General features: G+C 33.8%; 10 protein-coding genes and 1 pseudogene. 5 read left to right on the top strand and 6 right to left on the bottom strand.

What is annotated here, in order from left to right; genetic code table 11:
• Window positions 1-418 precede the first annotated feature (418 nt).
• Window positions 419-1297 carry a nuclear transport factor 2 family protein gene (locus BM088_RS26215; RefSeq protein ID WP_091991800.1) on the bottom strand — a complete coding sequence of 293 codons (879 nt, stop codon included), beginning with the start codon at window positions 1295-1297 and terminating at the stop codon, window positions 419-421.
• A gap of 156 nt (window positions 1298-1453) precedes the next feature.
• Between BM088_RS26215 and aroQ the strand changes: the two genes are divergently transcribed.
• Window positions 1454-1975, top strand: coding sequence for a gamma subclass chorismate mutase AroQ (gene aroQ / locus BM088_RS26210; protein WP_091991798.1), 522 nt, complete (start codon window positions 1454-1456; stop codon window positions 1973-1975).
• Between the two features lie 1461 nt (window positions 1976-3436).
• Here the strand turns inward: aroQ and BM088_RS26205 are convergent.
• Window positions 3437-3628 carry a hypothetical protein gene (locus BM088_RS26205; protein WP_091991796.1) on the bottom strand — a complete coding sequence of 64 codons (192 nt, stop codon included), beginning with the start codon at window positions 3626-3628 and terminating at the stop codon, window positions 3437-3439.
• A 399-nt stretch (window positions 3629-4027) separates the two neighbouring features.
• On the opposite strand from BM088_RS26205, the gene BM088_RS26200 reads away from it, so the two are divergent.
• Together BM088_RS26200 and BM088_RS26195 are read left to right on the top strand one after the other, a co-directional pair.
• Complete coding sequence (locus BM088_RS26200; RefSeq protein WP_091991794.1) at window positions 4028-4660, top strand: dioxygenase family protein; 633 nt, start codon at window positions 4028-4030, stop codon at window positions 4658-4660.
• A 313-nt stretch (window positions 4661-4973) separates the two neighbouring features.
• Window positions 4974-5888 carry a hypothetical protein gene (locus BM088_RS26195; RefSeq protein WP_091991792.1) on the top strand — a complete coding sequence of 305 codons (915 nt, stop codon included), beginning with the start codon at window positions 4974-4976 and terminating at the stop codon, window positions 5886-5888.
• A gap of 189 nt (window positions 5889-6077) precedes the next feature.
• Here BM088_RS26195 and BM088_RS26190 read toward each other — a convergent pair whose 3' ends face one another.
• The 4 genes from BM088_RS26190 to BM088_RS26175 form a co-directional block, all read right to left on the bottom strand.
• Complete coding sequence (locus tag BM088_RS26190) at window positions 6078-7202, bottom strand: flagellin (RefSeq protein ID WP_091991790.1); 1125 nt, start codon at window positions 7200-7202, stop codon at window positions 6078-6080.
• Window positions 7203-7205: 3 nt separating this feature from the next.
• Window positions 7206-7670, bottom strand: a complete 465-nt coding sequence (locus tag BM088_RS26185) for a flagellin N-terminal helical domain-containing protein (protein ID WP_091991788.1) — start codon at window positions 7668-7670, stop codon at window positions 7206-7208.
• 108 nt (window positions 7671-7778) lie between these two features.
• Window positions 7779-8678 carry a YeeE/YedE thiosulfate transporter family protein gene (locus tag BM088_RS26180; protein WP_091991786.1) on the bottom strand — a complete coding sequence of 300 codons (900 nt, stop codon included), beginning with the start codon at window positions 8676-8678 and terminating at the stop codon, window positions 7779-7781.
• A 35-nt stretch (window positions 8679-8713) separates the two neighbouring features.
• Window positions 8714-9337, bottom strand: a complete 624-nt coding sequence (locus tag BM088_RS26175; RefSeq protein WP_091991784.1) for a hypothetical protein — start codon at window positions 9335-9337, stop codon at window positions 8714-8716.
• Window positions 9338-9760: 423 nt separating this feature from the next.
• Between BM088_RS26175 and dgt the strand changes: the two genes are divergently transcribed.
• Window positions 9761-11254, top strand: a complete 1494-nt coding sequence (gene dgt, locus BM088_RS26170; RefSeq protein ID WP_091991782.1) for a dGTPase — start codon at window positions 9761-9763, stop codon at window positions 11252-11254.
• A gap of 155 nt (window positions 11255-11409) precedes the next feature.
• A pseudogene (locus BM088_RS26165) lies at window positions 11410-11841 on the top strand (hypothetical protein); the annotation flags it as partial.

Genomic DNA, 11841 nt, shown 5'->3' with positions numbered 1-11841 from the left:
AAGCAATATAGCTTTTAGTTTCGACCACAGCTCATCAGTGAGCATTAATCGGGGCATGACAATCTCGTTTAGTTTGGTTTTGGCGAAGTGAATTATACGAGATTGTCACTTACGCACAAAATTCAAACAAAGATCAACAGCCCCTAATACAGTAACTGAAAAAAGCCCCATACCTATCAGATTTGACAAGGTTAAATTATATACATTGTATCCATAATAACTATGCATACCAAAGTACGATAGCACAACAAGCAAACAGCCACTAAAGTGGTATAACCAGAAAAGTTTATTGGTAGCGGTCATAATTTTTAAAAAGTGCTTCACTGAGATCCAAAATTAACGTGAGTAAAAGAGTTACCTCGCTGTATTAAAGCTAAGTAACTCTATTTTAAAAATAGCATACGCTTTATTTATAAAATTAAATATCCCAATGCTCTACAATTTTTTGACTTGATTGCTCTACTCGCCATAAATCTACCAAAGATAAATTATCTTTGATCATAAATGTCCAAACAATATCACCTTCGGCTAATGTACGCTCTATTGTCACATCACTCAGCTTATTTTCACCTTTTAAATATGTCACAAAGTCTTTTAATGCCTGACTGCCATTAGGCACCCAAATATTGTGCTGCAAATAACTAGGATCAACCTGTTCGTCAACAAGTGCTACATTACCAGTGCTAAATAATTCAATATAAAATTCTGTTACCCTCGTTTTATTAAGTTCCAATTCAGAATCACTAATTGATGGTTTATCACCTTGATATACATATAAATCACTGAACACAGAGTTACCACTTGCAGAGCTATCACTGACTGTTTCTATTTTATTCCATTGCTCTATGACTTTACCTGATTCTAATTTATATAAATCAACAATTTCTTGCCCTGAAAACTCGTTTTCTGAATTTTGTGAATAATGCCAATGAACCGCAACGTATTGCCCATCGGCAACAATATGCTTAACAGCCGCGGTATGATCTGGATTGGTTGTTAGTAGTTCGTTGTAGTATGTTTCCTGAGCAGAAACTTCGGTAGATTTTCCCGTTCTGTGTTGCATAAAATTTTCTGAAAATACTGAATACGTTATTTGCGAGTTTTTATTATTTATCACTTCATTATAAATTTGTGATACCACTTCTTTATTATTTTGTTCGCATTCAATAGTGATACAGCTTGCTTCAAATCCAACTTTTTCAATTACAGAGGGTTCTTCTTTAATATCATTTGAGCTATTACAGCCAACAACAGAAATAAGCACAAACATCGCAGTATAAAGTTTAGAATAAGTCATTTAAGTTCCTTGTATTTTAAGTTCAGAACATATATTAAACACAAGTTTTATAGCTGAGTTAAAAAGGTGCCGACTGGCATTATAAGGGTTTAAAGTAGTAATTTTTGAAATTAAAGTTATGATACGCCCCATCATTTACTAAAAAGCAAAATAACAATGCGTTTATTCTTAACTATATGTGTTTTATGGGCAAACTTAGCCCAAGCTTCAGACTTATCACTGTTATTTAACGATTTAAATAGCCGCCTAACTTATATGCCAGATGTAGCTCATTACAAAGCCCTTAATCAACTCCCTATTGAAGATTTAATACGCGAGCAAAAAGTCACAAAATCAGCCGCTAAAACAGCTAAACAATTTGGTTTAGATATCACAAGTGCCCTTGCGTTTAATCAAGCTCAAATGAACATAGCTAAAGTCATACAATATCGCTATCGCGCCCGATTACTCACTGAAAAAAATAGTAAAATGCCTCGAGATTTAATAACACAAGTACGCCCCGCCCTCATTGCTTTAGGCAAAAGTATCAATCAAAACCTATCAACTTATTTAAAACACAATGGCCAGATTACAGAACAAAATTGGCAGCAGTTTAAAGATTCAGTCAATCATAAATATCTGACAGAGCAAGACTTAAGGTACTTATTTGAAGTTTTAAAGAAAATAAAAATAAAATAACTCATAAAGCTAAAAACCATTAGCCTAAAGGCCAATCTACAAAGAATTAATTGTAGGTGAGGATTTGCCTGCATGGATGCAGGTACTAGCGCAACGCAGAAACATATTCCCGGTAGCCTTACAAATCACTCAATGAAAGACCATTAGCCTAAAGGCCAATCTACAAGGAATTAATGTAGGTGAGGCTTTGTCTACAGGGATGTAGATACTGGCGCAATGCTGGAGCATATTGCCGGTAGTCTTACAAATCAAACCACTCAATGAAAGACCATTAGCCTAAAGACCAATCCACAAGGAATTAATGTCGGTGAGGCTTTGCCTACAGGGATGTAGGTACTTGTGCAATGCTGGAGCTTATTGCCTGTATCCTTACAAGTCAAATCACGCAATGCCAAACCATTAGCTTAAAGGCCAATCCACAAGGAATTAATGTCGGTGAGGCTTTGCCTACAGGGATGTAGGTGCTTGTGCAATGCTGGAGCATATTGCCGGTAGTCTTACAAATCAAACCATTCAATGCCAAACCATTAGCCTAAAGGCCAATCTACAAACACAGCCTTGTAAGTGAAGTTTTACCTATATAAACGTTGATATGCTGGCAATACAAAATATATTGCGAGTAAACTTACAAATTTTTTAAATTATTGGGCTGAAGAGCAACACATGTAAAACCAGCACTTATTACCTAGTTTCAGTGAATAATAAAACTTCACCTACACCAAAACTCACTCATTATAACGATATATGAATAAATAATTTAATAATTGTCTTAATAGTATGTACATCTTTTTTAAACTGTTGTATGTTTAACCTGTCAAATTCACCATGAGAATGTTCAACATTTCCTTGATGAATGCAGCAGGAGGGTATTTATAAATGAAATGTATAATGTTTCAACAATAAACAAACCTGTATGACAAAAAAATCCAGTAAACACAATATGAGCAGCAGGACATTATTATGAAGTTACAAGCAGTAAAAAATGAAAAAAACCAAAATCAAGACGATGCATGTTTTGAAAAAGGTTATAACTAGACTGATATTAAGTTAAAAAACTTAAATCAGAGCGATCATTGAGAGTCGAACAGGCTCTGATCTTTTTTATTACTATTTCCTTCTTCGCAACATTCCAGTCTTTCATAGCGATTACGACATTCCATTTAATATATAAACCATTAGCCTAAAGTCCAAAATACAAATATCATATACATCCGCAGGTAACACTCTGACTAGCCAAGTTTAGATACTAGTACAGTACGGATGCATATTTCAGTGGTTTAACCTTAGTCATTACCTAGGTTACTCTGAAAATAAAATCTCACATAGTTCGTAGGTTAGACTCCTACTAGACAAACTACCAGAACAATACAGAGGCATAATGCCGATAGACTTACACTGTTATCACATAAGCCTATTTCAATACCTAAAGGTCAACCGACTAAATTACACTTTGTGAAAATTTTAATCTTGGTCATGCGCTGCAGCATATTTATATGCAATAAATGCTAATAGTCCAATAACAAATGGTACTGGTGCAGCAAAATATCCAAACATATCTGAGTTAGCAAAACTCGCTCCCGCTAAATGCCCAACAACACCAATTACAAATACTAAAACGGCTAATACTAAAATAACAATTTCACTTTTTCTCATGGTTATAATCCTTCATTAATGATGTTTCAACACATAAATTATGCGCTTTCTAAACCTCTCATTATTGATCTAAATCAACTTTAATTTACCTCAAAACATACAAAAACATTATTTTGTTTTAAATCAAAAAATGTGTATTTTACTTCCCTAAACAAAAATAGTGGCACGATTTAACTTTAATTTTTAAATCAGTTTTAATGATATTTCCATATAAACTCATGAGCTTAATAGGTTATTCACCCATTTCAATCTGATTGTTTGTTTTAATTTATTTTTAAATCTATTATTTTTCTATTAAGTACATTTATAAGTTTTTAATAGGATTTCCCTTTATAAAATAGGTAATTTTGTTTTAAACATAATCTTGGCTTAATTATAAATTTAATAAGGACATAACACATGAAATCAATTAAACGTCGCACTTTTATAAAAAGCGCTATATTAGGCTCAATAACGAGTATATTTTCAAGTAATACACTGGCTAAAATGAGTACCCCACAAGAAGTTGAAGGACCTTTTTATCCCATAACACCGCAAAAAGATAAAGATGCAGATTTAACAAAAGTTAAAGGAAAAAATGGTTCAGCTAAAGGGGAAATCATAGAAATATTTGGTCAGGTATTAGATCAAAATTTAAACCCAATTGAAGACGTTACAATTGATCTGTGGCAAGCAAATAGCTTTGGAAAATACCATCATCCACACGATACAAGTCATGCACCTATAGATGAACATTTTCAATCTTGGGCAATATTACAAAGTGGCAAGCAAGGTAAGTTTAGGTTTAAAACAGTTATGCCAGGCGCCTACCCTTTAAACCGTAGTGATAAAAGAACACCTCATATTCATTTCAAAATTGGTAAACTTGGCTATATATCGCTACTAACGCAACTGTATTTTCCGGATCATCCATTAAATAACAAGGATGGTTTATTCAAGTCCAAAACAACTCAAGAACAAACCTTAATGACAGCTAAAAAAACAAATAAACATAATGAATACCAATACAATATTATTTTAGAAAAAGTGTAATTTAAAAAAATTACACAAGTTAGCCTAAAGGCCAAGCTACAAAAATATACATACCTGTAAGTGAGGTTTAAGCCTTACTTTAAACCATTAGCCTAAAGCCCCAATCTACAGAAAAACACCAAAACTATCATATACCCGTAGGTGAGGCTTAAGCCTTATTTTATGACTATTAGGCTAAAACCTAATCGAGAAAAACCATTATTGATCTATAAACAGGTATTCAAAATCACAATATCTTACTAATGCTTTTACTCACGCTTTATACTAAAATTCATTAATGAGTTTTGTTCAATAATCATGTAAAGGTTCTAGCGTGCCCAAACTGTTAATAGCTTCATTTTTATTCTTACTACCCACTATATTGCTTTCCTCTTTTTTTACTTATGCAAATGATTCTGCTACTTATATGTCAACTGATCGCTCTGAAGTTTTACAGGTAAAATATTATCAACGCACAATAAACAATACACTCACTGATGACGAAGATTACTGGATAGGTTTATTAAAATTAGCACTAGATAAAAGCGGACAAAGTTATGATATGCACCCTGTGCAAGCAAAAGATATGACACATGCACGGCTAATAAATAGCATACTCAAAAATGGTCCTGTGAACATTGCTTTTATGGGCACAACAAATAAAGCTGAAGCGAAACTTAAGCCTATCTTAATTCCTGTCTTTAGAGGCTTAATGGGTTACAGAGTAATGATGACAACACAATATTCACAATCAGCCTTTATAAATGTAAACAATATAACAGACCTTAAAGGCATTACTTTTGGTTTAGGGTTTGATTGGCCAGATGAACCGATAATGAGAGACGCTGGATTAACAGTCATAACAGCTGCATACCATGATTTATTCCACATGCTCGCCGGTGGACGGTTTTCAGCTATTTCACGTGCCGCACATGAAATAAATGCTGAATTTAATATTGCTATGAAAAAACATCCAAAATTAAGCATTGATCCAAATATTATTTTAGCTTATCGGCTACCTTCATTTTTTTTTGTGGCACCAAATAATAAAAGACTAGCCAATACAATTACCCTAGGATTAAACAATGCTTATCGTGATGGTAGTTTTTTAAAATACTTTAATAACCACCCTGTTGTTATGAATGCAAAAAAATTATTAACAGAGCCTAATAGAAAGTGGATTTGGCTTGAAAATAAATATTTATCTGAGCAAGTAAAAAATATCGAAAGTAAATATTGGTTTAAGTAATTCAAATAAAAATCAATTACTTTCTTAATAAAACAACCATTTAGTACAAACCGCATGTACCTTAATTGCTAAAGTTGTTACTCAATAAAATACCTCATCTTTTATTTATGAATTAGGCAATAAAGTCAGCACTTGTTCTGGCTGTTCAGTGTCTTGTGCAAGCATAGCTGTACCGGCTTGTTGCAGTATTTACCCTTTGGTGAGTATCGAAGTTTCTAATGCAAAATCAGAATCTCGAATACCGCTGCGCGAAGATGAACTTTTTTCTATAATATTTCCAAAATTATTGATAGCGTTTTGTAATCTATTTTGAATTGCGCCTAAACGTGCTCGCTGTGAATCTACCTGATATAAAGCGCCGTCTACCGTAAATACAGCAAACTGTGCATCAAGAGGTTTAGTCACATCTATATCTGCAACCTCACTTAATGAAGAATATTGTACACCCGTATTTGCTTGCGTTATTTCTTTCTCATTTGAAGAAACTTCAAAGTCCAGTTTTGAAGCAAGCTCTATGGTACCAACTATGGTCACACCTGCTTCAAATAATTTCACACTTGGGGGCGCACCAGCCCCTTGTGCATTAATAACTCCGTATTCACGTGCAATAGCATCATCTTTATTATCGGTATCACCATCAAACTCATACGTCACAATATCAAGATGGTAATCTTTAGTATTGTCAGGCCCTGCAAGATACTCAAAGTTTATATTTTTTAAATGAATATTTTTACCATCATCATTTAATATCTCTACTTTTCCTGCACTTGTAAAGTTAGATGTTACCCCCGTAATATCTGAATATGTATTTATTTTATTACTTAGGGTTAACAAATCTTCAGAATTAACAATTTCAACCTGTATAGAAGCTGATTCTGAGCCAGTTGTACTTAAATCAAAGCTGAAGTTCACAGCAGGTTCAAGTACAAAGGATCTGCCATTATCGATACCATTTTGAACATTAATATTTGTCATATACGCATTAAAAAAATCTAAAGCAGCGTATGTTTTAGCAATAGCTTGTACTTGAGTATGTTTTGAATTTACATTTATAAGCTTGGCCATTTCAAAAGCAGAAGCTGATTGGGAAACATTAACCGTTGTTGAAACAGTTTGTGTTTTAATATTTAAATCAATATTTGTCAAAGTAGATGAAAGGTACTTTGTTCCTGCTGATGCCAAAATACCCCCCCCTAATCCCGCATCTTTACTTGCCGAATTACCTAAGCTAAGTGCCCCTTGATAATCCATTTTTAATCGATAACGTTGATCCCCAATATCATCAGGTAAAAAAGAAGAAATACTGGCGGTCACCGTTTAAAAACTATTAGCCCCAATCTGAAAATCTGTTGAATTAAAGCTACCATCTAATAATTTTCGCCCTGAAAACCGAGATGTATCACCAATTCGACCAACCTCCTGAACTAACTGCGATACTTCCGCTTGTATGGCTTTACGGTCATTCGTTGCCAGTGTACCGTTTGCCGCCTGCAAAGCCAGATCACGTATTCTTTGCAGTATTGAAGTTGTTTCTTCTAATGCACCTTCAGCCGTTTGAATGATAGAAATACCATCATTTGCATTACGAGTAGCGATAGTCAGACCATCTATCTGAGATGTTAACCTATTTGATATTTGCAAGCCTGCCGCATCATCCTTTGCAGAGTTAATTCTTAAACCTGAAGACAATCGCTTTAGCGCATTATCAATTGTTTCTGAGTGGTTATTTAAATTTTTCTGTGCATTCAAAGTTGAAATATTGCTTGCTATAATTAATGCCATTCCATTGCCAAATAAATGTCTTTAAACTTCCTTTACTTAGAGCAAAATTTATACCATAAATATTAATTACATAATTCTGTAATGGTTCAAATAGACTTAGGTTGAAACTTATACCTTAAACAATTTTTTACTCATATAAATACCCAATAACATGAAAAACACAGTTGTGAAGCCTGCTGGCGATAAACTTGGTAATGCTAATAGCAATTGACTGTCATTTCCACCACCAGCAATAGCAGCCCCTACCCCCATGCAAATACCTGAAAATAAATGTTTAATACTGTGCTTTACATTTGTAAGTTTAAACTTAAATGTTTTAGTCTTAATTGCCGCAATTAACATACCTGTAATAAGTGATAAAATTAAAACAAAACGCATTAAACTTGGCCAGTTTTGACCTTCATGGTTAATCAGTGCATAACTCAAATCTTTTAATAAAGCACTGGGCGTCCACTTTGGCTCTATTAAAAATACAATGCTCGCCATAAATCCAATTGCTAACATAGACAACCAAAGCCGTTTATTACACTTACTGGTAAACAGCATAAAAAATAGAATAATGACTGAGCTTAATATTAAAAATCCATATTGCCAAAAAATGGGATGGTCATAATGTATAATCTGAATATCTGGCATGAACAATGTTAAAATATACCAACCAATAAACCAACCGAGTACGGTCACCAGCATAACCAAATTGCCACGGGCGAGTTTACTTATCGTAGAGACACCACAACCATTATTAAATGTGGCTCCGACTCCAAATAATAGCCCCCCAAAAACAGCATAAAAGCTCAATTCAAAGGAAATGAATACAGGCGACAAATCAAAATAACCTGACAGCATTGCAACAAGCCAAGTAAAAGAGCCGCTACATAATATGGCAATTAAAAAAGCAGGTTTGCCCTTAGTTGCCTCATCAACCCCTCTCACCAAACATAAACCGATTGATTGTGCCAAATAGCCTAAAATACCAATAAGTAATAAGGCAATGCTAGTTAAAAGCATACAGATCCGATCTTTGAATTATTTTAGAATGCATATTATCGATTTTTTACCATCCATTGTTTTCCTTTTTTAGACGATAGACCCCGCTCATTTACTCTAGTGACATACTTGTGACCGCTGGTCATTTCTAATTTAATAAAGCCAAATCTCTGCTCTTCTCTTGCTAAGGTTAGTTTTTGCGGTTTATTAGGCGACATTAAAATATAATGTTGCTTCAAGTTAGTGCAATTAACATTGTGAGCTTCTATATAATTAAAAATGTTACCAAGCCTCTTCTCTTTTTTATTTAGTTGCTCATTACTCCAACTTGTAAACCCTTTAGCTTCAAACAATACAATATGATTTTTACCAGAGACACTAAAAACTAAAATAAGGTCGACATCTTCTTGAGTGCCTTTAATCAGCTTATGATTATTATCATGAATAGCATTTTCCTGGGGCTGGCCATAAAACTGAGTTAAAGCAGCCAAAACCCAGTCTAAATGATAGTCCATCGCAAAAAAATACTCAGAAGGAATTTTAACATTTAGCACTAATTCAAGCTCATATTTAAAGTCTTCAGATAATTTAAATGCTCCACCACCCGATGTTTTATTTAATAAATGAAACCTTTCTTTGGCATTAAATTGCTCGAAACATGCAGTGATTGTTTTATTCACATACCGTCCTTTTCATATTTATAAAATTCAAAGTAGGTAACCATTTGTACCTGCTTCCAAAAATAATCAGAAGTTTGTTGATGACCTGTTTTAAAACCAGATTGAAACGAAATGTGAGTTCACATCACAGTCATATACAATATTGATTAAATTATCTGTTATTGATTTTTTTATAACTTCAACTGCCAACTCAACACACTAATGCTTTACTCACTCATAAAAACCCCAACTCATGGAGGCAGAGTAATCATATAATTGATATCGCATTGTTAAAGTATCTTCAATTTTGAGCTGAGGCAACTGAGGGGCAAGATTAATTTATTCATTTCCTTCCTAAACTAAAAAATCATATAAAAGCTAAATTTACAAAAATTAAAAATCAGATTAGAATACAAACAATTGTATAATAATCAGGCTGATAAAATGGACTTTGATCTTAAAATCAACAAACTAAGACCTAAGAATGAACAAAAAACGCTCGCTAGCAGCCTTGAAAGTGACAGGGGCAGAATAATAAATAGCGCTGCACTTCGCCGATTACAACAAAAAACGCAAGTATTCCCATTAGAGCGCAACGCGGCTGTACGCTCTCGTCTGACTCATTCGTTAGAAGTGCAACAAAATGGCCGTTTTATTGCAAAGTCCATCATAAAAAAGCTAAAAGAAGACAACCTTGAACATATATTAAATTTTACGGAAGAAGGATATCAACAATCTTTAGCAGAGCCACTGGTAACATTAGTTGAAATGGCTTGCTTAATGCACGATATAGGCAACCCTGCATTTGGTCACTTTGGAGAGGCCGCAATAAATGATTGGTTTTTGCGTTACCTATCAAAACATGAGAAATTTGGTGTAATCGCCAAAACCTTTAACCACACAGCACAAAAAATACCAGATACGCAAGAAGCTAAATTATTATTCGATATTTGTAACTTTGAAGGTAATGCGCAAGCCATACGCATTATTTATTCACTATCGAGCCTTAACCTTACTTATTGCCAAATAGCCAGCATTTTAAAATATACACGTTGTGCTACAGAGCAAAAACCCCATAAAGCACATCCTAAAAGCTATTTACAAAAAAAAGTAGGTTATTACTTTAGTGAGGAATCTTTTGTACTTGAGCTGTATGACAAACTTCAAATACAACCCGCAAACCGACACCCTGTTGCATACATTATGGAAGCTGCCGATGATATTGCATATTGCCTTGCGGATATGGAAGATGCGGTAGAAAAAGGATTCATTCGTGTTGAAACACTCAAAACATTATTAATTGATGAATACAAAAACATAAGCGGAAAATACAAAATTAATAATGAAACTCAAATTAATTTCATGCGTAGTAAATGTGAATATGCATATAAAAAAGCAATTGAAAATCAAGAGAATCTTGAAAATGAGTTTTTTATTTGGTTAAGAGTTGGCTTAATTCATCCTTTAGTCACTCATGCCACAAACCGCTTTATTGATAATCTGCAAGCGGTTTATGATGGAAGCTTTAATCAATCTTTATTAGAAGATGGAAGTTACCAAAACGCGATAACAGCAGCCCTAAAGAATGTGGCATTTAAACATGTATTTTGTCATACAGAAGTTGAAGAGCTCGAATTACAAGGCTACAAAATCACTTCAGGAATACTAAATGAATATCAACGACTACTAGATTTATCTGCCGTTGATTTTCAAAAGATCATTAATAAAGAACATGTTTTCCCTGTTGAAACACGGTTACTTAATCGTATTTCAAGCAAATTTATTTCAGTATACAAACAAACTCTGGATAAATTAGATAATGAACAAAAATCCATATATGAATTTTATTATCGCTGTAGATTACTACAAGACTTTATAAGTGGTATGACAGATCAGTTTGCTTATGACACATACAGAACATTAACCGTTGCAGATTAAACATCAAAAGCATTAGCCTAAAGGCCAATCTACAATATATTTACCTCTGTAGGTGAGGCTTAAGCCTTAAGGATCCCCACAAATTTTGAAGTGATGCCTGTGATCTGTTAAATATACTTTCGCCAAAAAACAAACCTAACAGATACAGACATCAAATGACATTATCCACACTAAATATGATAGATCCAATTAAATTTGATAAACGAATTAAACAGTCATTAATGGAAGCTGTTGATGCAGTTAAACATGGTGCAAGACTGAGTTTAACTTCTATCGGTAGAGCGTTAGCACAGTCAAATAGCTCAATTGAAAAATACGGTATTAAACGCATTGACAGGTTACTGGGTAACCAAACACTACATCAAAATAGAATTAATATTTATCAACAATTAGCCCTTCAATTCTCAAATATAAAGCAACTTTTTATCGCTATTGATTGGAGCTCTGTATATAGCAGTAAATTCGTTATGCTCAGAGCTGCTGTCGCTTTCAAGGGTCGAGCCTTTACACTTTATGAGGAAGTACACTCCGAAAACACTATGGGAAACAGTCAAATTCAAAGTGACTTTTTAAAGACGTTGAAACAG

This window comes from Pseudoalteromonas denitrificans DSM 6059, from assembly GCF_900112265.1.
Lineage (GTDB): Bacteria > Pseudomonadota > Gammaproteobacteria > Enterobacterales > Alteromonadaceae > Pseudoalteromonas > Pseudoalteromonas denitrificans.
Note: the sequence above shows the minus strand (reverse complement) of the source record. Positions and strands in the feature narration are given on the sequence as shown.

Coding starts and splice junctions, on each gene's coding strand:
- BM088_RS26215 (WP_091991800.1), bottom strand. CDS start 1,297: ATGACTTATTCTAAACTTTATACTGCGATGTTTGTGCTTATTTCTGTT.
- aroQ (WP_091991798.1), top strand. CDS start 1,454: ATGCGTTTATTCTTAACTATATGTGTTTTATGGGCAAACTTAGCCCAA.
- BM088_RS26205 (WP_091991796.1), bottom strand. CDS start 3,628: ATGAGAAAAAGTGAAATTGTTATTTTAGTATTAGCCGTTTTAGTATTT.
- BM088_RS26200 (WP_091991794.1), top strand. CDS start 4,028: ATGAAATCAATTAAACGTCGCACTTTTATAAAAAGCGCTATATTAGGC.
- BM088_RS26185 (WP_091991788.1), bottom strand. CDS start 7,670: ATGGCATTAATTATAGCAAGCAATATTTCAACTTTGAATGCACAGAAA.
- BM088_RS26180 (WP_091991786.1), bottom strand. CDS start 8,678: ATGCTTTTAACTAGCATTGCCTTATTACTTATTGGTATTTTAGGCTAT.
- dgt (WP_091991782.1), top strand. CDS start 9,761: ATGGACTTTGATCTTAAAATCAACAAACTAAGACCTAAGAATGAACAA.